The organism is Rhizobium sp. NZLR8 (assembly GCF_019685025.1).
Lineage (GTDB): Bacteria > Pseudomonadota > Alphaproteobacteria > Rhizobiales > Rhizobiaceae > Rhizobium.
In genome coordinates, this window is the sequence record NZ_JABDVY010000003.1 from 310,585 (window position 1) to 333,669 (window position 23,085).

The 23,085-nt window shown below is 61.0% G+C and carries 24 protein-coding genes and 1 tRNA gene; 9 read left to right on the top strand and 16 right to left on the bottom strand.

Going from position 1 to position 23,085, the window contains the following annotated elements; translation table 11 throughout:
* Positions 1-5: 5 nt before the first annotated feature.
* From HJB89_RS08980 to HJB89_RS08990, 3 genes are all read right to left on the bottom strand, one after another.
* A complete protein-coding gene (locus tag HJB89_RS08980) occupies positions 6-1,508 on the bottom strand; it encodes an AMP nucleosidase (RefSeq protein WP_207583587.1) in 1,503 nt (500 codons plus the stop codon).
* 88 nt (positions 1,509-1,596) lie between these two features.
* On the bottom strand, positions 1,597-1,776 hold the full coding sequence (locus tag HJB89_RS08985) for a hypothetical protein (protein WP_164010299.1): 180 nt from the start codon (positions 1,774-1,776) through the stop codon (positions 1,597-1,599).
* 265 nt (positions 1,777-2,041) lie between these two features.
* Positions 2,042-2,380: a DUF2147 domain-containing protein gene (locus HJB89_RS08990; RefSeq protein WP_207583588.1), complete on the bottom strand. Its 339-nt coding sequence runs from the start codon at positions 2,378-2,380 to the stop codon at positions 2,042-2,044.
* A gap of 444 nt (positions 2,381-2,824) precedes the next feature.
* On the opposite strand from HJB89_RS08990, the gene HJB89_RS08995 reads away from it, so the two are divergent.
* Entirely contained in the window at positions 2,825-3,091 is a 267-nt protein-coding gene (locus HJB89_RS08995; RefSeq protein ID WP_018071017.1) for a sel1 repeat family protein, read from the top strand.
* Between the two features lie 200 nt (positions 3,092-3,291).
* Here the strand turns inward: HJB89_RS08995 and HJB89_RS09000 are convergent, their stop codons facing one another.
* The 3 genes from HJB89_RS09000 to HJB89_RS09010 all read right to left on the bottom strand — a co-directional run bounded on the left by HJB89_RS09000 (position 3,292) and on the right by HJB89_RS09010 (position 5,603).
* Entirely contained in the window at positions 3,292-4,404 is a 1,113-nt protein-coding gene (locus tag HJB89_RS09000) for a pyridoxal phosphate-dependent aminotransferase (protein WP_207583589.1), read from the bottom strand.
* Positions 4,405-4,564: 160 nt separating this feature from the next.
* Positions 4,565-4,966 carry a PilZ domain-containing protein gene (locus HJB89_RS09005; RefSeq protein ID WP_116405296.1) on the bottom strand — a complete coding sequence of 134 codons (402 nt, stop codon included), beginning with the start codon at positions 4,964-4,966 and terminating at the stop codon, positions 4,565-4,567.
* A 235-nt stretch (positions 4,967-5,201) separates the two neighbouring features.
* Positions 5,202-5,603 carry a DUF2177 family protein gene (locus HJB89_RS09010; RefSeq protein WP_221149612.1) on the bottom strand — a complete coding sequence of 134 codons (402 nt, stop codon included), beginning with the start codon at positions 5,601-5,603 and terminating at the stop codon, positions 5,202-5,204.
* A 161-nt stretch (positions 5,604-5,764) separates the two neighbouring features.
* On the opposite strand from HJB89_RS09010, the gene HJB89_RS09015 reads away from it, so the two are divergent.
* Positions 5,765-6,211: a host attachment protein gene (locus HJB89_RS09015; RefSeq protein ID WP_207583591.1), complete on the top strand. Its 447-nt coding sequence runs from the start codon at positions 5,765-5,767 to the stop codon at positions 6,209-6,211.
* Between the two features lie 105 nt (positions 6,212-6,316).
* Here the strand turns inward: HJB89_RS09015 and HJB89_RS09020 are convergent, their stop codons facing one another.
* Positions 6,317-7,183, bottom strand: coding sequence for a LysR family transcriptional regulator (locus HJB89_RS09020; protein WP_221149613.1), 867 nt, complete (start codon positions 7,181-7,183; stop codon positions 6,317-6,319).
* Between the two features lie 91 nt (positions 7,184-7,274).
* On the opposite strand from HJB89_RS09020, the gene HJB89_RS33175 reads away from it, so the two are divergent.
* A complete protein-coding gene (locus HJB89_RS33175; RefSeq protein ID WP_259669579.1) occupies positions 7,275-7,523 on the top strand; it encodes a hypothetical protein in 249 nt (82 codons plus the stop codon).
* Here the strand turns inward: HJB89_RS33175 and HJB89_RS09025 are convergent.
* A complete protein-coding gene (locus HJB89_RS09025) occupies positions 7,474-7,806 on the bottom strand; it encodes a hypothetical protein (protein WP_049733849.1) in 333 nt (110 codons plus the stop codon). The genes HJB89_RS33175 and HJB89_RS09025 overlap by 50 nt on opposite strands.
* Positions 7,807-8,177: 371 nt before the next feature.
* Here HJB89_RS09025 and HJB89_RS09030 point away from each other — a divergent pair, with 371 nt between their 5' ends.
* Both HJB89_RS09030 and HJB89_RS09035 read left to right on the top strand, forming a co-directional pair.
* Positions 8,178-8,618, top strand: coding sequence for a glyoxalase superfamily protein (locus HJB89_RS09030; protein ID WP_221149614.1), 441 nt, complete (start codon positions 8,178-8,180; stop codon positions 8,616-8,618).
* Between the two features lie 82 nt (positions 8,619-8,700).
* Positions 8,701-10,068, top strand: a complete 1,368-nt coding sequence (locus HJB89_RS09035) for an MATE family efflux transporter (RefSeq protein WP_221149615.1) — start codon at positions 8,701-8,703, stop codon at positions 10,066-10,068.
* A 45-nt stretch (positions 10,069-10,113) separates the two neighbouring features.
* Here HJB89_RS09035 and HJB89_RS09040 read toward each other — a convergent pair whose 3' ends face one another.
* The 8 genes from HJB89_RS09040 to HJB89_RS09075 form a co-directional block, all read right to left on the bottom strand.
* Positions 10,114-10,275 (bottom strand): hypothetical protein, encoded by a 162-nt coding sequence (locus HJB89_RS09040; RefSeq protein ID WP_007626555.1) that lies wholly within the window; start codon positions 10,273-10,275, stop codon positions 10,114-10,116.
* A gap of 102 nt (positions 10,276-10,377) precedes the next feature.
* On the bottom strand, positions 10,378-11,214 hold the full coding sequence (locus HJB89_RS09045) for a helix-turn-helix transcriptional regulator (RefSeq protein WP_207583596.1): 837 nt from the start codon (positions 11,212-11,214) through the stop codon (positions 10,378-10,380).
* A gap of 72 nt (positions 11,215-11,286) precedes the next feature.
* Positions 11,287-11,514, bottom strand: a complete 228-nt coding sequence (locus tag HJB89_RS09050; protein ID WP_221149616.1) for a DUF1127 domain-containing protein — start codon at positions 11,512-11,514, stop codon at positions 11,287-11,289.
* An 88-nt stretch (positions 11,515-11,602) separates the two neighbouring features.
* On the bottom strand, positions 11,603-12,400 hold the full coding sequence (gene iolB / locus HJB89_RS09055) for a 5-deoxy-glucuronate isomerase (protein ID WP_221149617.1): 798 nt from the start codon (positions 12,398-12,400) through the stop codon (positions 11,603-11,605).
* A 178-nt stretch (positions 12,401-12,578) separates the two neighbouring features.
* Positions 12,579-13,496: a myo-inosose-2 dehydratase gene (iolE, locus tag HJB89_RS09060; RefSeq protein ID WP_221131476.1), complete on the bottom strand. Its 918-nt coding sequence runs from the start codon at positions 13,494-13,496 to the stop codon at positions 12,579-12,581.
* 64 nt (positions 13,497-13,560) lie between these two features.
* The gene (gene iolD, locus HJB89_RS09065; RefSeq protein ID WP_221131477.1) at positions 13,561-15,411 is read right to left on the bottom strand and encodes a 3D-(3,5/4)-trihydroxycyclohexane-1,2-dione acylhydrolase (decyclizing); all 1,851 of its coding nucleotides are present in this window, start codon (positions 15,409-15,411) and stop codon (positions 13,561-13,563) included.
* A 201-nt stretch (positions 15,412-15,612) separates the two neighbouring features.
* Positions 15,613-17,547 (bottom strand): bifunctional 5-dehydro-2-deoxygluconokinase/5-dehydro-2-deoxyphosphogluconate aldolase, encoded by a 1,935-nt coding sequence (gene iolC / locus HJB89_RS09070; RefSeq protein WP_221131478.1) that lies wholly within the window; start codon positions 17,545-17,547, stop codon positions 15,613-15,615.
* Positions 17,548-17,639: 92 nt separating this feature from the next.
* Complete coding sequence (locus tag HJB89_RS09075) at positions 17,640-18,515, bottom strand: MurR/RpiR family transcriptional regulator (protein ID WP_221115297.1); 876 nt, start codon at positions 18,513-18,515, stop codon at positions 17,640-17,642.
* A 206-nt stretch (positions 18,516-18,721) separates the two neighbouring features.
* Between HJB89_RS09075 and HJB89_RS09080 the strand changes: the two genes are divergently transcribed.
* From HJB89_RS09080 to HJB89_RS09095, 4 genes are all read left to right on the top strand, one after another.
* On the top strand, positions 18,722-19,837 hold the full coding sequence (locus HJB89_RS09080; RefSeq protein WP_221115296.1) for a Gfo/Idh/MocA family protein: 1,116 nt from the start codon (positions 18,722-18,724) through the stop codon (positions 19,835-19,837).
* A gap of 86 nt (positions 19,838-19,923) precedes the next feature.
* Positions 19,924-21,141, top strand: coding sequence for an FAD-dependent oxidoreductase (locus HJB89_RS09085; RefSeq protein WP_221149618.1), 1,218 nt, complete (start codon positions 19,924-19,926; stop codon positions 21,139-21,141).
* A 254-nt stretch (positions 21,142-21,395) separates the two neighbouring features.
* Positions 21,396-21,487 (top strand) — tRNA-Ser (locus HJB89_RS09090).
* A 568-nt stretch (positions 21,488-22,055) separates the two neighbouring features.
* Positions 22,056-23,081, top strand: coding sequence for a porin (locus HJB89_RS09095; RefSeq protein ID WP_221131480.1), 1,026 nt, complete (start codon positions 22,056-22,058; stop codon positions 23,079-23,081).
* The last annotated feature ends 4 nt before the right edge of the window (positions 23,082-23,085 follow it).

Genomic DNA, 23,085 nt, shown 5'->3' on the forward strand with positions numbered 1-23,085 from the left:
ACGGCCTATTGGAAGGCCGTTTCGAAGAAGCTGCGCAGCTTGCGCGAATGCAGCGCTTCCGTCGGCATGGCGGCAAGCTTCTGCACGGCGCGGATGCCGATCTGCAGATGCTGGTTGACCTGTGTGCGGTAGAAGGCCGTCGCCATGCCCGGCAGCTTCAATTCGCCGTGCAGCGGCTTGTCGGAAACGCAGAGCAGCGTGCCGTAGGGCACGCGGAAGCGGAAGCCGTTGGCGGCGATCGTCGCCGATTCCATGTCGAGCGCGATTGCGCGCGCCTGGGACAGCCGCTTCACCGGCCCGCGCTGGTCGCGCAGTTCCCAGTTGCGGTTGTCGATCGTCCCGACGGTGCCGGTGCGCATGATGCGTTTCAGCTCGAAGCCCTCGTAGCCGGTGATTTCGGCAACGGCTGCCTCAAGCGCCACCTGCACTTCGGCCAGCGCCGGGATCGGCACCCAGACCGGCAGATCGTCGTCGAGAACATGGTCCTCGCGCATATAAGCATGGGCAAGCACATAATCGCCGAGCCGCTGGCTGTTGCGAAGACCGGCGCAGTGGCCGAGCATCAGCCAGGCATGCGGGCGCAGCACGGCGACATGATCGGTGATCGTCTTGGCGTTGGAGGGGCCGACGCCGATATTGATCATGGTGATCCCGGCATGGCCCTTCTTCTTTAGATGGTAAGCCGGCATCTGCGGCAGGCGCGTAAGCGCCGCATCGGTTTCCGGCGCGCTCGAGCCGGGCAGGGTGACGATGTTGCCGGGCTCGACGAAGGCCGTATAGCCGTCGCCGCCCTCCGCCATCAGCTTGCGAGCCCAGCTGCAAAATTCGTCGATATAGAACTGATAGTTCGTGAACAGCACGAAATTCTGAAAATGCTCGGCATGCGTCGCCGTATAATGCGACAGACGGGCGAGCGAATAGTCGATGCGTTGCGCGGTGAATGGCGCAAGCGGCGAGGGCTCTCCCGGTGGCGGGATATATTCGCCGTTGGCGATCTCGTCATCGGTGGTGTTGAGGTCGGGCGTGTCGAAAATATCGCGCATCGGAACGTCGATGAAGGCGTTTGTCGATGCTTCCACATGCGCACCCTCGCCGAAGGCGAAATGCAAGGGGATCGGCGTCGTCGATTCCGACACGATGACCGGAACATTGTGGCTCTTCACCAGGAGCGCCAGCTGCTCCTTCAAGTAATGCTTGAAGAGCTTCGGCCGGGTGACTGTCGTCGTATAGATGCCCGGTGCCGTGACATGGCCGTAGGAAAGGCGCGAATCGACATGGCCGAAGCTTGTCGTCTCGATGCTGACCTGCGGATAGAAAGCACGATAGCGCGAGGAGATCGGAGCGCCCTGCGCCAGCTCGGTGAAGCTCTTGATCAGGAATGCCGTATTGCGCTCGTAAAGCGCCGTCAGCGCCTCCACCGCCTTGGCGGGATCATCAAAGCTCTGCGACTGGAAAGGGGGTGGCGAGGATATGTCGAGCGGCGACAAAGGGGAGATTCGTTTGTTCATGACGCATTATAGAGAGTTGTTTTTGACAAGCAAACGACGCGCGCCGGCGGAATCCGATTATTTTATCGTCTTCCGCGTCAGATGCCGCTCACTGCACCGATGGCGCGCAGAAGGTGCCGTTTCTCTCCAGGCAGGTATAGCTCGCCCCGAAATGCGACTGTGCGCCACCGCCGCCATTGTGCACCACCACCGCCGAAAACGTGATCGCGAAGATCGCCGCAAACAGTGTGATGATGCTGAAACGCCTTGCCAGAATATACATGTCCATTGCCTTGCCCCCGATACGCAACTCTATCGTGACAAGGGTTTTGCCATGGGGCGGCTGAATGAGTGCTGAGATACCGGTTCATCCAGCGTTCAGCTTGCCGGGGAGGCTCGGGCGGGTTGCGGAGGGGATTTACAAGGGTTCGCCAGGCCCGGCTCAACGCGTTCGATTTTGCCGGGTCGCTTGGGTGAAGGGGCGGAAAAGGGCCGCTGGCATGCCGGGGCGTTGGCATGCCCCGCGTTTGGTGATCGTCGTGCAGCCGCCAGGCTCAGAGCCGTGTCCATGTCTGGGCCTTGCAGAGGACCTTCATCACGCAGCCTTGCATCCTCAGCGAATTGCCGGAAATCTTGCCCGAGCCGCTATAAGTCTTGTCGGCGGCCGGGTCGATGATCTCGCCGGCATAGCTGCCACCGGTTCCCGCAAGCGTGCCGATCTTCCGGCCGGCATATTTGCCGGTCTTCAGCGTCACGCAATAACTGCCGCCGCAGGAAGCGATCACCGCCGTATCGCCGGCGGCCGTCTTCCAGTTACCGACGATCGGCTCCTCGGCATGCGAGATCCCCGCGATCATTGTTATGGCGGCGGCGAGAACGAAGCTGCGGATCATCTTTTCCTCCATGATGTCCCTGATCGGCCGCGAAACTAACTGACGCGAACGTAAAGGTAAATAAGCATGATTGTTATCCCGCAGACTGGGCAAAAGACGCGAGAAAAAGCCGTGCGGCGGCCTTTCAAAAATATCGCCTGCTGATTTCATGATGAACGATCCCTTTATTTTCAGATCTGAATCTTTCGTAAAATTCGAGCGAAAATCCCTAATCCGCAAGGCATCTGATGTTTAACAAAAACCCAAATTTACCAAGCATTTGCACTTTGTTTGTCTAGAATTAATCATGCATTTTAGGCGTTTTTTGAAAGCCGTTTGGCATAGTGAACCCATCAAACGAGCGGGGCAAACCCGCCGGACCGCAAGGGCCGCAAGCCGCGATAGACGGCAAGGCCCAGAGGTAAAACAGGGTAAGTCATAAACAGGCTAACAGGGATAAAACCGATGGCACGCTTTGAAATGCACAATGCTGAAACGGCCACCATGGGTGGCGACAACAGCGCCGATGTCTTCTGCGAAATGGGTCTGATGTATGCGACCGGCCGCGGTTGCGAAGTCGATCTTGTCGCAGCTCACAAATGGCTGAACATCGCCGCAATCAAGGGCAACGACCGCGCCGCCGAGCTTCGTGCCGACGTGGCCGCCGCAATGGACAAGATGCAGCTCGTGGCAGCGCTACGCGCCGCCCGCGAGTGGATGACGGTTCACTGACATTGTCCTGCCGGCAAATCGGCAGGAACGATATAACAACCTCGAAAAGAGGGGCTGGCGGGCACTTTAGATGGGGCCGACGCCGGGAGAACGGAACCGCGACCGAATCCTCCACCCGGTCGCGGTTCTCGCTGTTTTACAGCAAAGAGTGAGAGCATGATGCCGCCCGAAAACCGCTGACATTTTCGGCACATGCTCCATCAGCCGATCTGTTTCAGCACCTGCGGCAGGGTTTCTTCGAGAAGCGCCATATCCGCCTCTGGCCCGACGCTGACGCGAATGCAGCGATTGAGGGGCGCCACGCCAGGCATGCGGATGAAGACGCCGCGTTCCATCAGACCGTCGACGATCGCCCTGGCATATGCGCCGTCGCGGCCGGCGTCGATCGCCACGAAATTCGTTGCCGAGGGCAGGGGCTCAAGGCCGTTTGCCCGGGCGATACCGCCGATCCGGTCGCGCGCCGCGTGGATTTTCCCGACCACCTCGACGAGATAGGCCTGGTCCTTGAGGGCGGCGAGCGCTGCGGCCGTCGCCAACCGGTTCATGCCGAAATGATTGCGGATCTTGTCGAAGGCCTGCGCCGTGCCGGCGGCCGAGATCACGTAGCCGGTGCGCGAGCCGGCAAGCCCGTAGGCTTTGGAGAAAGTGCGGGTGCGAACGACGTTCGGCAGGTCGATAAGCGAGGAAATCGACGGCAGCGACCCTGCCGGCCCGGTCTCGCTATAGGCCTCGTCGAGCACCATCAGCGTCGTCTCGGGCAGCGCCCGGGCGAAAGCGACGATCCTGTCGGCATCCCACCAGCTCCCCATAGGATTGTCGGGATTGGCGAAATAGACGAGCGGCGCATTCTCGCGCTTCACGGCATCCAGCAGCCCGTCGAGATCCTCACGGTCGTTTGCGTAGCGAACCGTCACCAGTCGGCCGTCGAAACCGGTCACATGGAAGTTGAAGGTCGGGTAGGCGCCAAGCGAAGTGACGACAGGCGCGCCCGGCTCGATCACCAGCCGGACGATTTGGCCGAGCAATTCGTCGATGCCGCTGCCGATGGCGATATTGGTGGCCGAGACGCCGAGATGGGCGGCAAGCGCTTGCCTGAGCGCGAAATTTTCCGGATCATTGTATTTCCAGATATTGCCGGCCTCCTCGCGCATCGCCGCAAAGACGGAAGGGGCTGGACCAAAGCCGTTCTCATTGGCGCCGATACGGGCCAAAACGGCAAGTCCGCGTTGGCGCTCGATCGCCTCGGGGCCGACGAAAGGAACTGTGGAAGGCAGGGCGCTGGCAAGAGGCGTGAAGCGCGAAAAGGCGGACATGCGACGGCGGTTTCCCGGATATCGTGACAATTGGCGAAACAATAGGCCCGGGCACGGCCAACGCAAGCAAGATTATTTCCGCAACGGCAGCCCAGCGCGTCTTTTCAGACGCGCGAGACGCCAATCCCGATTCAAGGAATTATGCAGCCTCTTGGCCTGTTCACGCCCGGAAGATCGGCCCGCGCCGGGCGGCGATCGCTTCCATATTGCCGACGAGGAAATCGGTGCGGACGACGCGGCGCAGAACCTCGGGGTCCATAATGTTGATGAACCGCACGCCGATGCGTTCCTTGTGACGATAGACTTCGGCGCATCCGATGCGATAGGCGAGGCCGAGAATGTTGAGATAATAATGCTTCGGCAGGCCGGCCGTGGTCGATACGACAAACGTCGCGCCACCCTGGGAAATATCGATGATCTCGGCGCTTCGCATCGAGACGCCTGTGAGGCACGGCCGGACGGCGACGATGCGGGCTGGCCGCTTGACGCTGAATTCTTCCCAGCGCAGGTCGTAAACAGCGGACTTCACCGTGGCAAGGTGTGTGGCGCGGAGCATAGACATTCACATTCTCCGTCAGGACGCATTTGGGGTCTATGATCTCGATCAGGGCGGTTTTGATCGAGCAAGCTGGTCTTCATCCCGAGCAATCTGGTCTTGCTCCCAACCAAGGTCACATGAATGTTTTGCACATTCGTCAAATATAAAATTACAATTTTAACGAGTTCAAACTTTGTTCCTATGCGGGACGCCGTCATGTCCATTATCGGGACGCGGGCTTTCACTCCTTGGTATCGTTTCAGGCAAGAATTCTGACGGCGAGATATCCGCCGCCGGCGGTCAGCGCCGTCAGCAACGTGCCCCACGCCATGTCGACAAGGCTCATGGCGAGTGGCCAGTTGCGGAGTGTGGCAAGATTGGTGACGTCATAGGTGCCATAGGCCGCCAATCCTAGAATGGCGCCGTGAAGAAACGCTGTGGCGATCGAGCCTGCCGGCAGCGCGGGCAGCACTGCAAGCACGACCACTGCGGCGGCGAAGAACAGGTAGAACAATGCGGCGACCGCTAGATTGGGGGAAGGCAGCATGAGCGCCCCCAACTGGTCGCGATAAAAGTTGCGGGCGATGAGGCCAAGCCATATCCCGTCGCAGACGAGCAGGGTGAGAAAGGTGCCGGCATAGGCCAACAGTGATGTCTTCATCGTCAATCTCCCGAACCTGCCTTTTCTACGCAGCAAAGGCCGACCGGATTGCCGCCCGTTCGATTTCGGTGCAATTTTCCCGAACTCTTTCAACTGCCGGGCGTTCTGCCTTGATCGATGACGCAGGGCGCGCTTCGAATGACGACAGCGAGGAGTTGAAAATGGCCAACGTTAAAATCCCTTTGGAATCATGGGTTGTGGTCTGTGACGGAGCCAAGGCTCTGATCATGCAGAACGCGGGCGATGCCCAACTGATGAACCTGAAGGTGCTGGAAACCCTGACGCAGCCGAGCGCGCCGGATCGCGAGATTGGCGCCGATAAGCCCGGCCGAACCCATGCAGCAAATGGCTTCAGCGGCAGCGCTGTCGAGGAGACCAGCTGGCAGGATCAGGCCGAAGCCGAATTCCTGAAACAGGTGGCGGAAAAGCTTGACGAACTGGTGCAGGAAAAGAGTGCCCGCCGCATCGTTATCGTCGCACCGCCAAAAGCGCTCGGCACATTGCGGCCGGCGCTCAGCGCCGATACGCAGGCTGTGATCACCGCGGAAGTGGCGAAGGACTATACGAATATGCCGGTCGATGAGATCGAGCGCCATCTCGCCGCCTGAACCGACAGAAGCCTATCGACAGCGCCGCGCGTCGATTCCGGCGCGTTAAGGACGCTGTACACATTGAATGATGGGGGCGCGGGTCGAGAGGCCCGCGTTTTCGTGTCATGTCGACGGCCTCTGCCCGGCAAACAGGTCTTCATGATCGGCAAAGAGTGCCGCCAGGCGGTCGATGACGATCCTGACCTCCGGCCGTTGCCGCTCGTCGTCATGCGCAACGATCCACATTTCATAGGTCAGTTCGTCGATGAGAGGCCCGGCGCGGACAAGGTGGCGTTCCCGGTCGCCGATGAAACAGGGGAGCACGCCGCGCCCGGCACTCCCACGGATCAGGTAAAACAGCATATGCGGCGTGTTGGTCCAGCTGGTGATCCAGTAATCCGGCTGTTCGAAGGTCCATTTGTCCGCCGGCGTGACGGCGGTATCGGTGCCGAGCGAGATCCAGTTGCAGTTGGCCTCGTCATAATCTGCCGCCTGGTAAACCGCATGCGCCACCTTGACCGAGCGGCGGATCGCGACGTTACCGCTGTCCGGCCGGCTGTGGCCAACTGCGATATGTGCCTCGCGGTAGGTGAAATCGACACTCGTATCGCAGGTCTTGTAGCACATGCGGAAGCTGTCCTTCGGCGTCCAGACGCTGGCCAGATGATCGGCGATGAAGCGCGATGTCCAGCTGTCGGCGGCCGTCGAGACGATCGGCAGTGTCAGAACCTCGCCGCGCCAGTCGGAGATCGCACGCGCCGCATCCTGCATCAGCCGGACGCGGCCGAGCAATTCCTGCCCGTCCCTCGCGAGCAGATAACCGGTGGGGCCGCGGCTGAACAGCGATCTGCCCGTCACTCGTTCAAGCGCCAGCATCCGCCTGCCGATCGTCGGCGCGCTGAGCCCGGTGCGCGCGGCTGCGGCCGAGAGCCCGCCGCCGGTCGCGACATGGAAGAAAAGTTGCAGGTCGTCCCAGCTCGCATCTTTCATGGATGAAAACCCCCTTTCCCCAGCGCCTCTACATCGGAGCGGCGTGAAGCCCTAGCTCAAGTGCTCCAGCCAATAGATGGAGGATGAAGCAATGCTTCTCAACTGGGTAGTTCTCTTCAGGGAAATTGAAATCCGCAATCGCCGGATCCGCCGCGATGCTTTTGCCGACCCGCTCGATCGACCGGAGTGGCACGGGAGTCTCTGGGTCGTTCCGATCATTGCTCGTCTGGCCGCAAGGCGGGACGTCGAAACAAAAATGCCGCGCCGCAATGATCTACCGATCGCAAGCCTCAGGTTTCGAAGCTCAGTCGTAGCACGTGGTGCAGAAATTCCGGATTGAGCAGCATGTTGAAGCTGACCGTCACCCATTCGCCTTCGCGCTTGACCATGGTTGCGCCGATCTCGTCATGGATGCCGAGGATTTCGAGGAAGAAATGGCTCGGCATTTCCAGGTTCGGGCTGACTTCGAGCAATGCGCCGGCAAGCGTGATCGTGCGGATCAGGCAGCGCACCTGCGTTCCGGTGCTGAGGTGATGGCCGACGAAGATGATGTTGCCGGGCCTGTCGAGATTGAATTCCCTGTAAGCACGTTCCGGCTTGGGGTGTTCTGTGTCGAGGTGCATCTGAAAGGCCCTTTCAGCCTCCGCTTGTTCTACCACAGGATATTAGTTGAAGAATGCTGACAGCTGCTGAACAACATCGATAAGATTGAATGTTTATGTGGAACTTGCGGGGAAATCGCACCGATTTCGAGCAGATTTGCCCCAAATTTGCTCATTCCCAAATTTGCTCATTATCAAGTGCGCATGCGCCATTCTTGACATGTCGGCGGCGTTCGCGCATACAGAGGCCGGTTCGAGGCACCGGCCGCTCGCGGATGAAAATCCATGGTGAAGTCCTCGCGATCATGGTCACGGCCCCTTGTGCATGCTGACTGGCGGCAATGCGAGCTCCCATTCACAGTCGAAGAGCATGCCTTGCGAAGGCTCACTCCATGACGGCGACCTATCCTGCCATTGAAGAATTGAAGGCCCAGGCCAAGCGATTGCGCCAGGCGATGAACGATCGCGGCACCGCACTGACCCACAGTGCAGCCCTCGAAATGATTGCCCGCCAGCACGGCGCACGCGATTGGAACACGCTCGCAGCCCTTGCGGCAAAGCCCAATACCAGCCCGAAGACACAGCTCTTCGTCGGCGCCCATATTCGCGGCCGCTATCTCAATCAGCCGTTTACCGGCGAGATTCTGGCGCTTTCGGCCTTGCCGGGCGGCGATCTCCACAGGATCACCATCCATTTCGACGAGCCGGTTGATGTCGTCACCTTCGAGAGCTTTTCGGCCTTTCGCCGGCGCGTGAACGCGCAGATCGATGCCGACGGCGTCTCGCCGCGGAAGACCTCGAACGGCGTGCCGCATCTGGTGCTTGATCTCTAGATTGCTTTCTTTCTTTTGAGGCCGTCCAGATCCGGATGATTTAGCCGGCTCGGGCCTTGCCTCCTATCGCACGGATTTCTCCATGACCGCTCTTTCCCAAGGCAACGCCTTTCTCACCGGCTGGCTGCCGGCCGTCTTCATCAAAACGGCGGCGCCGATCGTCGCGATCACCACCGTCAACGGCCTGTTCACCGTCGTCGATGCCTACTTCCTCGGCGCCTATGTCGGCCCTGACGCGCTTTCTGCCGTCAGCCTGATTTTCCCGGGGCTGATGCTGCTCGTCGCCTTGCAATCACTGGTCTCGAACGGCATGGCCAGCATCCTTGCCCGCCGGCTCGGCGCCGGCGATCGCCAAGGCGCGCGCCGAGTATTCACAGGCGCCCATACGCTGGCGCTCGCCGTCATCCTGATGCTCAACGCGGTCTACTGGACCGCGGGCCGGCAGATCATCGATGCCGGTGCTGCCGGCAACGCCGCGGTGGCTGAGGGCGCCATGCTGTTCATGGGCACAATGATCGCCTTTGCGCCGGTCAGCTTCTTCCTGTCGCTGCATCTCGACGGATTGCGCTGCGAAGGCAAGATCGGTTTCATGACGCTGGTGACGCTGTCGGCCTCGCTGCTGAACATCCTCGCCAACTGGCTGTTCATGGCGGTGATGCATTGGGGCGTGCTCGGTTCGGCGATCGGCTCCATCACATCGCAATTCGTCTGTCTCGCAGCCGTGCTCGCCTATCGCCGGCGCCGGCCGGCGGCCCTCAGGCCTTCTTTGGAAACCGCATTGACCGAGTGGCGCGGCATCGTCGCCTTCGGCGCGCCGATGAGCCTCGGCTTCATCGGCATATCGCTGGCCTCGGCAGCCATTCTGATCAATATCTCGCTCTGGAACTCGCATGACCACGTCGCGACGATCGCCGCCTACGGCATCATCACCCGGATCATGACCTTCACCTATCTGCCGCTGCTCGGCCTCAGCATTGCCCTGCAGACGATCGCCGGCAACAATCATGGTGCTGGTCTCAAGCTTCGCGTCGGCCAAAGCCTGCAGATCGCCATGCTCGCAGCGCTCGTCTATTGCAGCCTGGTGGAGATCACCGTCGAGTTGCTGGCTGGCCGCCTCGGCGCCGTCTTCGTCGCCGATCCCGCCATTGTCGCCGAGGTCAGGCGAATTCTGCCCTGGACGATCGGCGCCTATTTTCTTTTCGGGCAGATGCTGATTCTGTCTTCCTATTTCCAGTCGATCGGCGATGCGCCGCGCGCGGCGATCTTCGGCCTGTCGCGGCCCTACCTGCTGACCCTGCCGCTCACTTTCCTGCTGCCCTTTATCTTCGGCGAGCAGGGGATCTGGATGGTGCCGGTCTTTGCCGAGGCAGGCATGTTTATCCTCGCCTTCCTTGTCCTGTCACAGAATGCAAAACGCCGCGGCTGGCGTTACGGCCTCCTGCAGGCCTGAATCGCAAGAGCCGCGCTGCGGAGCGCGGCTCTTGCCTGATGCCGTCTACTCCTTGCCTGTCGGAGCCGCCGATGTCGCCGCTTCCGCCTCGTTCAGCGCCTCGGCGCATTCCTGGCAGCAGACCTCGACCGTCTTGCCGCCGAGCTTGACGGTGATGGTCTCGGCGCCGAGTTCGCAGTCGCAGGCGGCACAGGTTGTCTTCTTCACCTGGTGATCCTCCGGTTGATCGTCCACGGATCGGGACGGGCTGATAAGATCATCGAAGACCGCAACGCCGCTGTCGAAATCTTTAGCGATCGACCTGGACCATCACCTCCGGCGCAGCTGCGTCGCGCGCTGGAATTCGGCCGGGGTCTGCCCGAAGGATTGTTTGAAGGAAGCGCTGAAATGGCTGTGGCTGGAAAAGCCGAGATCGAGCCCGAGCGCGGTCAGATCGTCGTACTCTCCGAGTAGATCGAGCGCGCGGGCAAGTCTCAGCCGCAGCTGATAGCGATAGAGCGGTGTCGCCTCGACCTGTTGGAAGACCTGGGTGAGATAAACCGGCGAGACGCCCACTTCGACGGCGATTTCGCCGAGCGTCCAGCGCCGCGCGAGATCGGAGGAAAGCACCAGCTTTGCCCGGTCGACGAGTTTCTGCCGGCCGGCGCTGGCGCCCGGCGCATGCGATGTGCGCTCGCCGAGCGAGCGGCGGACCAGCGTCAGTGCGAGTGTTTCTGCCTCCAGCGTTTCGGCGACATTGCGGCTCAAACCGTGACGCAGGAGGGCGACCAGCGCCTGTGCGCGCGGATCGATCCGTCGGCGCTGGCGGCGGAAGGAAAAAGCAGGGCCGGGCTGCACCTGATCTTTCGGCGCGAGTTCTTCGAGCATGGTTTCGTCGATTGCCAGATCGATGCAGGCGTCGCCACCTTCGATCGGATGGCTGATCCGATATCCCTGGCCGGCATTGAAGAACAACAGCTGATTGGCTTCGGCCACCGTGTCATTGCGGCCGACATGCCGCATGAAGACGCCGCGATAGGGATAGACGAGGCTTGTTGCGTGGGCGCATTCTTCGTCGCTCTTATGGCGGCACTCACCATTGCAGACGATGTCACGAATGGTGATCATCTTCGTTTGCAGGAGCGGTGCTGTTGAAAACTGCGACATTTGATGTTCCGGGTCAGGACAGGCCGCCGACGAGGCGGCCCGAGGCACAGTATCACAACTGACGCCTGTATTTTAGTAGCGACTATAGACGTGAACGTCGCTTTCTGTCTGCCCCCTGGAGAGACCGATATCTTTCAACTGATCGTCGGAAAGTTCCATTAGCGCATTACTGTTGCGCCGTTCGCCTATCTTGCGCGCCAGCCAGCGTGCTGCCGCGACGATGGCAAGAAGCAGGCCGGGACGGAAATGACGCGAAGAGCGAATATTCCGGGCCGAGATTGTGACATTCGAGCTGTGCATGGTGTCCTCCATCCGTGTTTGGATGGAGGCAGTGAACCATCAACGGCAGCTTGCCGCTGTCAGATTATTTAGCGATCTGACGCAGTCCTCACGCCTTGACCAGCCACTCGTGCTCGACGGCGTTGTGGAATTTCCAGGTCCGCGTCGGCCCGGCCATGACGTTGAGGTAATAAAGATCGTAGCCATGGCAGGCGGCGCAGGGGTGATAGCCCTTCGGCACCAGTGTCACGTCGCCGTCCTCGATCGCCATCGCTTCGTCAAGCGAGCGATCGTCTGTGTAGACGCGCTGGAAACCGAAGCCCTGCGGCGGGTTGAGGCGATGGTAATAGGTTTCTTCCAGCAAGCTTTCGTTCGGCAGGTCGTCCTGGTCGTGCTTGTGCGGCGGATAGGACGAGGTATGGCCGCCGGGCGTAATCACCTCGACCACAAGCAGCGAATGCGCCGAGCTGTCGTCTTCCGGCATGATATTGTTGACGTAGCGCACATTCGTGCCCTTGCCGCGCGTCGCCTGCGCATGCGTGCCCGGCGGGATTTCCTTCGCCGGATAGGTGCCACCGCCGGGCGCCGAGCAGACGGCGAGCTCCAGATCGGTTTCCGCCGTCACCGACCACGTCGATTCCATCGGGATGTAGAGCGCATGCGGTGCGCCTTCGAACGGGTTCATGCGGCCGCCGAGCATGCCGAAATCTTCGGTTCCCGCCGATGCCTTGCCCTTGCCGGTCACCCAGACCAGGCAGACTTCCCGATCGCCCGTCTCTCCGGAAACGGTCTCGCCCGGCTTCATCCGATGCAGGTCGAAGCCGACATAGGTCCAGCCGGCATTCTCAGGGGTGACATGCGTGACCCGGCCATGTGTGCCCGATGGTTTGACCTTGAGGTTTGGCATGGTGATTTCTCCTCGTAAGTTGGCGGTGCGGTCCCCTCATCCGGCTGCCGCCACCTTCTCCCCGAGGGGAGAAGGGATATGCCGCGCCGTCTCTTTTCCCCTTCTCCCTTGGGGGAGAAGGTGCCCGGAGGGCGGATGAGGGGGCCTCTTGCTCCAGCAGTTCGGCAGGACCTTTCAGTTATCCCTTCGGAAACCCTTCGGTCTCGACTGTATAACCCGCGGCGGTCATGACCCGCATCAATTCCGTATGGCCGATCTCGGCCATCTTCTGCGGAGGTGACTTGCGTGGATCCTGTTCTGCCTCGACAACGAACCAGCCTTCATAGCCGTGATCGGCCAGCCGCTGGACGATGGCGCCGAAATCGAGCGAGCCGTCACCCGGCACCGTGAAGGCGCCGAGCGCCACTGCGTCGAGGAAGGATTGCCGGCTGCGGTCGAGCCCGTCGACGACAGGCTTGCGGATGTCCTTGACGTGAACATGGTTGATGCGGGCGTGGTGGTTGCCGATGGCGCGCAGCACGTCACCGCCGGCAAAGGCGAGATGGCCGGCATCGAGCAGCAGCGGAATGCCTGCGCCCGAAGAGCGCATGAAGGCGTCGAGTTCCGGCTCGGTTTCGACGACGGCGGCCATATGATGGTGATAGGAGAGCGGCATGCCCTGTTCGGCGCACCATTCCCCGAACTCGGTGACGCGGCGGGCATAGGCCTTCATCTCGTCGTCGGAAAGGCGCGGCTTGGTCGCGAGCGGCTTGGACCGGTCGCCCTGGATCGAGCGGCCGACCTCGCCATAAACGATGCAGGGCGCATTGACCGCCTTGAACAGCTCGATCATCGGAGCGATGCGGTCTTTGTTGGCGGTAAGCTCCTCATTGACCAGCGTGCCCGAGAACCAGCCGCCGCACAGCGTCACGTCGGCGGCGCGCAGGATGGGCAGCATATCCTGGGGATTGCTGGGGAAACGACGGCCTTGCTCCATGCCGGTAAAACCGGCGCTGCGCGATTGCCGAAGGCATTCCTCCAGCGATACGTCGTCGCTGAGTTCAGGAAGATCGTCGTTCCACCACGCGATGGGCGACATGCCGAGTTTGGCCTTCATCACATTCTCCTCAAAAGCACTGCGGAAGAGCGGCTCCGCTCCTCCGAAAAATGACAGCAGTAGATTAGCCGATGCGCTGGGCGGCGCGTGCCTCGACATAGCCCTTGCGCGCCTCGTTGACCTGTTCGCGGGGGCTGACCTCCGGCACCGCGACATCCCACCAGTGGCCGCCGGCCTCGGTGGTAACAAGCGGATCGGTGTCGATGAGGAAGACCGAAGTGCGATCGTTCTTCTTCGAACCGGCGATCGCCTGCTCCAGCTCGGTGATCGAGCCGACCTTGACGGCAATGGCGCCCATGCTTTCGGCATGCGCGCGGAAATCGATCTCCGGCATCACCTCGTGATAGGAGTCCTTGAGCAGATTGTTGAAGTTGGCGCCGCCGGTGCCCATCTGCAAGCGGTTGATGCAGCCATAGCCGCGATTGTCGAGCACGACGATGTTCAGCTTGAGGCCGAGCATGACCGAGGTCGCGATCTCGGAGTTCATCATCATGTAGGAACCGTCGCCGACCATGACGACGACATCCCGTTCGGGATGCGCCATCTTGGCGCCGAGCCCGCCGGCAATTTCGTAACCCATGCAGGAAAAGCCATATTCCATATGATAGCTGCCCGGCGCTGTCGCCGGCCAGAGTTTGTGCAACTCGCCGGGAAGGCCGCCCGCAGCGCAAAGTACCGTCGTATTCTCGCCGCCGATCGTGCGCGCCACCGCGCCGATCACCTGGGCGTCGGAGGGCAGGGCGGCATTGGTCGTCGCCAACGCTTTGGCGGCGGCCTCCATCCAGGCCTTCTTCTCCGCAGCCGCCTTTTCGGCCAGTGCCGCCGGCGCCTTCCAGCCGGAAAGCCCCGCCGAAAGCGCCTTCAGCCCTTCGCGGGCATCGGCCACCAGCGGATGGCTGTCATGCTTCACCGCATCATAGGCGGCGATATTGAGACCGATCATCCTGAGGCTGTCGTTCTTGAACAGCGCCCAGGAGCCGGTGGTGAAATCCTGGCAGCGGGTGCCGACGGCGATAACGAGATCCGTCTCTTCGGCAATCGCATTCGCCGCCGACGTGCCCGTGACGCCGACCGAGCCAAGCGCCAGCGGATGGGTCTCGTTGATCGACGATTTGCCGGCCTGGGTGACGACAACCGGAATGGCGTGGGCCGCGGCAAAGGCGGCAAGCTCCTTCGTCGCCTGCGAATAAAGCACGCCGCCGCCGGCAACGATCACCGGCTTCTGCGAGGCCTTGATCAGCGCGATGGCATTCGCCAGCTCGTCGGCATCCGGTTGTGGCCGGCGGGTCGTCCAGACTTTTTCATCGAACAGGCTTTCCGGGTAATCGTAGGCTTCCGCCTGGACGTCCTGGCAGAGCGACAAGGTCACCGGGCCGCAATCCAGCGGATCCGTGAGCACTTGCATGGCGCGCTTCAGCGCCGAAATGATCTGCTCGGGCCGGGTGATGCGGTCGAAATAGCGCGAAACCGGACGGAAGGCATCATTGGCCGAAACCGTGCCGTCGCCGAAATCCTCGATCTGCTGCAGCACCGGATCCGGCGCGCGGTTGGCGAAGACATCGCCCGGCAGGAAGAGAACCGGAATACGATTGACATGCGCGACGCCGGCGGCCGTCACCATGTTCAGCGCGCCGGGGCCGATCGAGGTGGTGCAGGCCATGAAGCGCGTGCGAAAATTCGCCTTGGCATAGGCGATCGCCGCATGCGCCATGCCCTGCTCGTTGTGGGCGCGATAGGTCGTCAACTCTCCGCGCACCTGATAGAGCGCCTCGCCCATGCCGGCGACGTTGCCGTGGCCGAAGATCGCCCAGACGCCGCCGAAGATCGGCACCTTTTTGCCGTCGACAACAGTCATCTGCTTTTTGAGGAAATGTGCGACGGCCTGCGCCATCGTCAACCGTATCGTCTTGCCCATCGGGGCCTCCCGAACTTTGAACTCTCTATCTATCTTCCCCTCCCCAACCCGTCCCCACAAGGGGGAGGGGCCAATCTGCCGGGCTCTCTGCTTCGCGCCGCAACGTTTCATCCTCGGGATGCTCGCTCATGGCGTGAGGCGATGCCTCAAGTTAAGTCCCTCCCCCTTGTGGGGAGGGGTTGGGGAGGGGTCTTAATTTTCCTACTGACGCTCGCGCGTCTTCAGCCACGCCTCTGTCAGTTGCCGGAAGCGGCCGGCCATATCGCTGATCGCTTCCTCGTCGTTCATTGCGCCCGAAAGCCAGGCGCGCGCCGCATCGGCAAAGATCGTCCGGCCGACGGCAAAGCCCTTCACCGAAGGAGCAGCCAGCGTCGCCTCGAAGCAGGAAATCAGCTCGTCGGCGGGCGCCTCGAGCCCGAGCAGTACGATACCGCGGCACAGGGGATCATTTTTGGCGATCACCGCATCGATCTTCTTCCAGGCTTTGCTCGATGCCTGCGGCTCGAGCTTCCACCAGTCAGGCTTGATGCCGAGTGCATAGAGCTCCTCCAGCGCGGTTGCGATCGTATCGTCCGTCAGCGGTCCGTTCTTGCCGGCAATGATCTCCACCAGCAGTTCGCGCCCGACCTTGCGGGCCGCCTCGAACAGCGTGCGCAGCTTCTCCTGCTGCTCGGTCTTCAATTCGGCCGGATCATCGGGATGATAGAAGCACAGGCACTTGATGCAATGGCCAAGCGGCCATTCCACAAGCTGCGAGCCGATATCCTGGCTGAATTCGAAACGCAGCGGCTTCGAGCCCGGCAATTCCACCGGCCGGCCGATCCAGGAAAAATTCTTCGCCGCCGCATCGAAGAAGGCGTCACGGCCGAAACGTTCGTCGATCAGCATGCCGTAGCCGTCGCGGCCATTCGAAACCCGCGACGCTGCGGCGACCGCCAGCCGCTTGAAGGCGACGATCTTTTCGTGGCCGACGCCGAGTTCATCGGCAACGCTGACGAGTTGTGAACGATGATCGATCGCCAGCGCCATCAGCAGCGGGATTTCGCCGCGCCGGGTCGATGCCCAGTGGATATGGTTGATCGCCTCGTCCTTGCGCAGCGCACGGTGTTTGCTTCCGCTCGTCAAAAAGAAGTCAAGTTCCGCCCAGGTCGGATATTCCGGCGAGCAGAGCAGGCGGGAGACGGCAAAGGCGCCGCAGGCATTGGCCCAGGTGGCGCAGGTCTTCAGCGGCTCGTCACGCAGGAAGCCGCGCAGGAAGCCGGACATGAAAGCATCGCCGGCGCCGAGCACGTTGAAGACTTCGATCGGAAAACCCTGGCCGACGATGCCGGCTTCAAGATCGTCGGCGATCGGCCCGTCATAGACGATGCAGCCCATGGCGCCGCGCTTGAGCACGATCGTCGCCGGCGACAGGCGACGAATCTCCTTCAGCGCGCCGAGCACGTCGTCGGCGCCGGAAGCGATCAGGATTTCCTCTTCGGTGCCGATGATGAGGTCGCAATCCGGCAGCGTCTCCTTCATCTTCGAGGACACCCGGTCGGATTTCACGTAGCGCTCGAAGCCTTCCGCATGGCCGGCAAGGCCCCAGAGGTTCGGCCGGTAGTCGATGTCGAAGATCACCTTGCGGCCGTTCGCCTTGGCGATGCGAATCGCCTTGCGTTGCGCGGCCTCGGTATTCGGCCTCGAGAAATGCGTGCCGGAAACGAGAACGGCGCGCGACGATTTGATAAAATTCTCATCGATATCGCCTTCATCGAGCGCCATGTCGGCGCAGTCGGACCGATAGAAGATCATCGGCGACACCCCCTCGGCCTCGACCGCAAGCAGCACCAGCGCCGTCAGCCGCTCCTTGTCGGTGACGATACCGTCTGTTGCCACACCTTCGCGCGCCGACTGCTCGCGGATGAAGCGTCCCATCTGCTCGTCGCCGACGCGGGTGATGAGACCGGATTTGAGGCCGAGCCGCGCCGTGCCGATGGCGATATTGGCCGGGCAGCCGCCGACGGACTTGGCGAAGGAGGCAATGTCCTCCAGCCGCGAACCGATCTGCTGGCCGTAAAGATCGACCGAGGAGCGGCCGATAGTGATTACATCAAGCGCCGGCTCCGGCTGTGAGCTCGGATTCGATTGTACCATGATGTCCTCCCGCTAGATTTTGCGCGGCTTCCAGTGCCTGCGAATTTTCAATAATGAAACATCGGTTCCGTTATTTTGTCAATTCGGAATGTTTATTCCATTTTCGCTTTTCCAGCTTTTGGATGCTGAAGCTTGCGGCGCCGTTCGGCGATCGCCACCGGAAGCGCCATGGTGAGCGCCATCGAGGCCGAAAGCGAGCGGAAGCCGGCGAAATCGGCTTCCGCCACCTCGAACCAGTGCGTGGCGCAGGCGGCAAGCGGCGAGAACGCCGAATCGGTGATCGCGATGACGGGGACGCCGCGGTCGGCAAGCTCCTGGCTCTGGCTGAGGCTGTCGGCCGCATAGGGCGAGAAGCTCGCGGCGATCGCTGCATCCTTCGGTGTTGCGAACTGCACCATTTCGGGGTCGACGCCGTTCGGCGAGGCGACGATCTGGTGGCGGATGTTGAGCTTGGAAAATGCGTAGGTCATGTGCGCCGTCAGCGGGTAAGAACGCCGTTTGGCGATCAGATAGATCGTTTCGGCGGCGGCAAGGATACTCACCGCTTTCGTGAACGTATCGCTCTGCACCGTCGCCGCCAACCGGTTGACCGACTGGCTGGCCGCGGCAATGAAACCGGAAAGCAGATTGGCATCCTCGTCGTCGCCGCTCGTTTGCTCCAGCGTGACGAGCCGCTCTTCATAGCTCAGGGTTCGGTCGCGCAGCCTTTCGCGGAAGATGCTCTGCAGGTCGGAAAAGCCTTCGTAGCCCAGATGATGCGCCAGGCGCACCAGCGTCGAGGGCTGGACGTCGGAGGCGGCTGCAATGCTTGCCGTCGTGCCGAAAGCGATCTCGTCGGGGTTGCCGAGCGCGAAAGCGGCGACCTGCGCCAGCCGCTTCGGCATGTTCGCCTTGCGCTCGATGATGGTGCTGCGCAGGCTTTCGAAATCGCGCGGCACACGCGCCTGCCTCTGGGGATCGTTATCCATGCTTGCTGCCCGCGAGATGAAACAAATATTCCATATTATTGAGCATAGACGATTTCAAATCACACGCCTAATTGTTTTTAATCCTCTGTAATTGAAGGGTTTTGAACAATTTTTCGGGAAAAACGCGAAAATGCCTGCGGACAACTCTCTTGTCAAAATGATCCAAATATTCCAAAAATCTGCGCGCAGCTTTGGAGGAGACGGAAATGAAGTCACTTGGCATCGGTTTGATCGGCACCGGCTACATGGGCAAATGCCATGCGTTGGCGTGGAATGCGGTGAAGACGGTGTTCGGCGATGTCGAGCGTCCGCGTCTCGTGCATCTGGCCGAAGCCAATGCCGGGCTGGCGCAGACGCGGGCCGGTGAATTCGGATTCGAGAAGGCGACGGCCGACTGGCGGGAACTGATCGCCGACCCCGAGGTCGACGTCGTCTCGGTCACCACGCCCAATCAGTTCCACGCCGAGATGGCGATTGCAGCCCTCGAGGCCGGCAAGCACGTCTGGTGCGAAAAGCCGATGGCGCCCGCCTATACCGATGCCGAGCGCATGCTGGAAACGGCGGAGCGTTCCGGCAAGGTTGCCGCCCTTGGCTATAATTACATCCAGAATCCCGTCATGCGGCACATCAAGATGCTTGTTGGTGAGGGTGCCATCGGCACGGTCAACCATATCCGCGTCGAGATGGACGAGGATTTCATGGCCGATCCCGATGTCTTCTTTTATTGGAAGAGCGAGCTTTCCGCCGGCTACGGCGCGCTCGACGATTTCGCCGTGCACCCGCTGTCGCTGCTCTGGTACCTCTTCGGCCATGTCGAGGCCGTCATAACCGACATGGTGAAGCCCTATGCAGACCGACCGCTCAGCGACGGTGGCCGTCGCGCCGTCGAAAACCACGATGCCGCCAACGTGCTGATGCGGCTTGGCGGCGGCATCTCCGCTGTCTTGATGGCGAATCGCGCCGCCTGGGGCCGCAAGGGCCGCATCGCCCTGCAGATTTATGGTTCGAAAGGCTCGATCGTCTACGACCAGGAGCGGATGAACGAATTCGAACTCTATCAGGCCGAGGGTCGCGGCTCCGAACAGGGTTTCCGCAAGATACTGGCGGCACCAGCCCATCGGCCCTATGATCGGTTCATCCCGGCGCCCGGCCACGGCCTAGGCTTCAATGATCTGAAGATTATCGAATGCCGCGAGCTGATCCGGGCGATATCGGGCGAGCCGTCGTCGATCGTGACATTTAAAGACGGTCTCAGGATAGAGAAGTCGGTGCATGCCATGGCACAGTCCTTCCACGAGCGTCGCTGGATCGAGATCGGCTGAAGGTAAGAAGCCGCTTTCCGTTGACGGCGCGCAGAGCAGGGAATAGGCCTTGGCGCGGTTGTCGGCGCATTTTCGGGAGTGAGATCGTGACGGATAGACTGGTGATCATCGGCGCGGGACAAGCCGGCTTCGCATTGGCGGCCAAGCTGCGTGCCTTGAAGGACGCGCGCCCGATCACCCTTATCGGCGCCGAAGACGTGGCGCCTTATCAGCGCCCGCCGCTTTCGAAGAAATACCTGCTGGGCGAAATGACCTTCGACCGCCTGCTGTTCCGCGCCGACCACTGGTATGCCGACAATAACGTCGATCTTCGCCTTTCGACCTGGGCCGAGCAAATCAAGCCGGACAGCAAACAGGTTCTGCTGCAGGATGGCTCTGTTCTCGATTACGGCACGCTGGCGCTCGCCACCGGCTCGACGCCGCGCCGGCTGCCGGCCGCAATCGGCGGCGATCTCGAAGGCGTCTATGTCGCCCGCGACAAGCGCGATGCCGATCTGCTCGCCGACGAGATGCGCCCCGGTCGCCGCGTCCTCATCATCGGCGGCGGTTATATCGGCCTCGAGGCGGCAGCCGTCGCCCGCCACCGCGGCCTTGAGGTCACCGTCATAGAGATGGCTGACCGCATCCTCCAGCGCGTCGCCGCGAAGGAGACCGCCGACATCATGCGCGGGATCCATGAGACCCATGACGTGGTGATCCGCGAAAAAACCGGGCTCAAGCATCTGGTCGGCAGGGATGGCCGCGTCACTGGCGCCGCCCTGTCCGACGTATCGGTTATCGACATCGACTTTGCCGTCGTCGGCATCGGCGTCGTGCCGAATGACCAGCTCGCCAAGGAAGCCGGCCTCGAAGTCGCCAACGGCATTGTCGTCGACGAATTCGCTCGCACCTCCGATCCGGCGATCTTTGCCGCCGGCGATTGCGCAGCTCTTCCCTGGCAGGGTGGCCGCATCAGGCTCGAATCGGTGCAGAACGCCGTTGACCAGGCCGAAGCGGCGGCCGCCGTCATTGCCGGTGGCAGCGAGCCATATGATCCGAAGCCGTGGTTCTGGTCCGACCAGTATGATGTCAAGCTGCAGATCGCCGGCTTCAATCTCGGTTATGACGAAACGCTGCTGCGCCCCGGCGCCCGCGAAGGCGCCCATTCGATCTGGTACTTCAGGCAAGGCCTGCTGATTGCCGTCGATGCCATCAACGACGCCAAAGCCTATGTGACCGGCAAAAAGCTGCTGGAATCCGGGACCAACCCCGACAGGTCGATTCTCGCCGACCCCTCCGCCGACCTCAAGCGCCTGCTTGGCTGAGCCCAAGACCGATCGTCGCAACGAATCACAGCCAGCGGAAACGCCGTGCTCGGCTCGCCAATCATATCGAACGCCGGGCAGCAAAGCTCAGCTTCTTCGCTAAAGAGAACGAAGCGCGATCAAATTCCGCGGATCAGCCCAGGAAATGCGGTCTGTTTAAGCAACCGGTCGAAATGCCGGCCACTGCATTTCTTCTGGTGAAACCTGAAAAAACCCTTGCATTCACAGACCGGTCACCATAGTTAGGCCGCACCGGAGAGGTGGCCGAGTTGGTCGAAGGCGCTCCCCTGCTAAGGGAGTATACGTCAAAAGCGTATCGTGGGTTCGAATCCCATCTTCTCCGCCATTTTGATTTTTCCCAGCTCAAATCGATTCTTACCGTCCGGCAGAGAACCCCTTCGCTTAGGTGATTATGTCTCGCGGCGGCGCGATGAGAAAAATCGCTCCGCCCTGGGCGAGAGAATCGCCGGCGGGAATCACCGCCCGCTCCCATGCCCCGGCAAGCGGCGAAACCGGTTCTGTGCATGTCCGGTTACGCTTGCCGCAGTGGCGATATCTCCTTCGGCATCCGGATTTCGTCAAAAAAGCGTCCCAGATATGTTGCGCAGCCCATGTCCAGTTCATTGTTGATCCGACCTAAGCCGCCGCAAAATCAGGGTTTTCTTAACAAAGCATAAAGGAAATCGCGGCCGGTGGCCCGACTTGTGTCCTTTCAGCAACAGAATGTCGGGAAGGCTCCCCCAAAACCCCCGTCCGAGTAAGTTGGTGATTGCGTGACGGCTTCCGTCTTGTATTTTCAGCGTCGGAAGCAAGGGCGACTGATCGTCCACTTCTTCAAACACGGGGATGGGGCAGGGAACGCTGCTCAGCGAAAGATCCCAAACCCGATCGAAACTTTGAATTGGAGGTCATTTATGAACATCAAGAGCCTTCTTCTCGGCTCCGCTGCTGCTCTCGCAGTAGTTTCCGGTGCTCAGGCTGCTGACGCTATCGTTGCTGCTGAGCCGGAACCGGTTGAATACGTTCGCGTCTGCGACGCTTACGGCACCGGCTACTTCTACATCCCGGGCACCGAAACCTGCCTCAAGATCGAAGGCTACATTCGTTTCCAGGTCAACGTTGGCGATCAGGTTGGCGGTTCGCTAGCTCATCCTAACGACTCCGATTGGGATGCCGTTACCCGCGGTCAGGTTCAGTTTACCGCCAAGAGCGATACCGAGTATGGTCCGCTGACCGGCGTCATCGTCATGCAGTTCAATGCTGACAACGCCACCGATCAGGAAGCCAAGCTCGACTCCGCTTACCTCGACATCGCCGGCTTCCGCGCCGGTCTGTTCTACAGCTGGTGGGACGATGGCCTCTCCGGCGAAACCGACGATATCGGCTCTCCGGTTACGCTGCATAACTCCATCCGTTATCAGTACGAAACCGGCGACTTCTATGCTGGCATCAGCGTCGACGAGCTGGAAGACAGCCCGTTCTATGATGGCGAAACCGCCAACAACGTCGGCGTTGCAGTCGGTCTCGGCGGTAAGGCTGGTGCATTCAGCTACCAGATCACTGCCGGCTATGACACCGACAATGAAGAAGGCGCCGTCCGCGCAATGGGTACGGTTGAAATCGGTCCCGGCACGCTCGGCCTCGCAGCCGTCTACGCCACCAACCCGAATGCCTACTACAACGCGGCTGAATGGGCTGTTGCTGCCGAATACGCTATCAAGGCAACTGACAAGCTCAAGATCACCCCTGGTGTTCAGTACTACAGCAACTACGGCATTGACGGTAGCGACTTCGCCGACGGCGACGCCTGGAAGGTCGGTCTGACGGTTGATTACCAGATCGTCGACAACTTCTACGCCAAGGCTTCGGTTCAGTACCTCGATCCGGAAGATGCTGACGACTCCACGACGGGCTACTTCCGTCTGCAGCGTTCGTTCTAATCTG

Excerpts from the sequence above, each read along its gene's own strand:
- HJB89_RS09035 (WP_221149615.1), top strand. The coding sequence starts at position 8,701 with ATGACCGCTCTTTCCCAAGGCAACGCCTTTCTCACCGGCTGGCTGCCG.
- iolD (WP_221131477.1), bottom strand. The coding sequence starts at position 15,411 with ATGGGCAAGACGATACGGTTGACGATGGCGCAGGCCGTCGCACATTTC.
- HJB89_RS09095 (WP_221131480.1), top strand. The coding sequence starts at position 22,056 with ATGAACATCAAGAGCCTTCTTCTCGGCTCCGCTGCTGCTCTCGCAGTA.
- iolE (WP_221131476.1), bottom strand. The coding sequence starts at position 13,496 with ATGAAGGCCAAACTCGGCATGTCGCCCATCGCGTGGTGGAACGACGAT.
- HJB89_RS09015 (WP_207583591.1), top strand. The coding sequence starts at position 5,765 with ATGGCCAACGTTAAAATCCCTTTGGAATCATGGGTTGTGGTCTGTGAC.
- HJB89_RS09005 (WP_116405296.1), bottom strand. The coding sequence starts at position 4,966 with ATGTCTATGCTCCGCGCCACACACCTTGCCACGGTGAAGTCCGCTGTT.
- HJB89_RS08980 (WP_207583587.1), bottom strand. The coding sequence starts at position 1,508 with ATGAACAAACGAATCTCCCCTTTGTCGCCGCTCGACATATCCTCGCCA.
- HJB89_RS09030 (WP_221149614.1), top strand. The coding sequence starts at position 8,178 with ATGACGGCGACCTATCCTGCCATTGAAGAATTGAAGGCCCAGGCCAAG.
- HJB89_RS09020 (WP_221149613.1), bottom strand. The coding sequence starts at position 7,183 with ATGAAAGATGCGAGCTGGGACGACCTGCAACTTTTCTTCCATGTCGCG.
- iolB (WP_221149617.1), bottom strand. The coding sequence starts at position 12,400 with ATGCCAAACCTCAAGGTCAAACCATCGGGCACACATGGCCGGGTCACG.
- HJB89_RS09075 (WP_221115297.1), bottom strand. The coding sequence starts at position 18,515 with ATGGATAACGATCCCCAGAGGCAGGCGCGTGTGCCGCGCGATTTCGAA.
- HJB89_RS09045 (WP_207583596.1), bottom strand. The coding sequence starts at position 11,214 with ATGTCGCAGTTTTCAACAGCACCGCTCCTGCAAACGAAGATGATCACC.
- HJB89_RS09000 (WP_207583589.1), bottom strand. The coding sequence starts at position 4,404 with ATGTCCGCCTTTTCGCGCTTCACGCCTCTTGCCAGCGCCCTGCCTTCC.
- HJB89_RS09010 (WP_221149612.1), bottom strand. The coding sequence starts at position 5,603 with ATGAAGACATCACTGTTGGCCTATGCCGGCACCTTTCTCACCCTGCTC.
- HJB89_RS08995 (WP_018071017.1), top strand. The coding sequence starts at position 2,825 with ATGGCACGCTTTGAAATGCACAATGCTGAAACGGCCACCATGGGTGGC.
- HJB89_RS09025 (WP_049733849.1), bottom strand. The coding sequence starts at position 7,806 with ATGCACCTCGACACAGAACACCCCAAGCCGGAACGTGCTTACAGGGAA.
- HJB89_RS09050 (WP_221149616.1), bottom strand. The coding sequence starts at position 11,514 with ATGCACAGCTCGAATGTCACAATCTCGGCCCGGAATATTCGCTCTTCG.
- iolC (WP_221131478.1), bottom strand. The coding sequence starts at position 17,547 with ATGGTACAATCGAATCCGAGCTCACAGCCGGAGCCGGCGCTTGATGTA.
- HJB89_RS08985 (WP_164010299.1), bottom strand. The coding sequence starts at position 1,776 with ATGGACATGTATATTCTGGCAAGGCGTTTCAGCATCATCACACTGTTT.
- HJB89_RS08990 (WP_207583588.1), bottom strand. The coding sequence starts at position 2,380 with ATGATCCGCAGCTTCGTTCTCGCCGCCGCCATAACAATGATCGCGGGG.
- HJB89_RS33175 (WP_259669579.1), top strand. The coding sequence starts at position 7,275 with ATGCTTCTCAACTGGGTAGTTCTCTTCAGGGAAATTGAAATCCGCAAT.
- HJB89_RS09080 (WP_221115296.1), top strand. The coding sequence starts at position 18,722 with ATGAAGTCACTTGGCATCGGTTTGATCGGCACCGGCTACATGGGCAAA.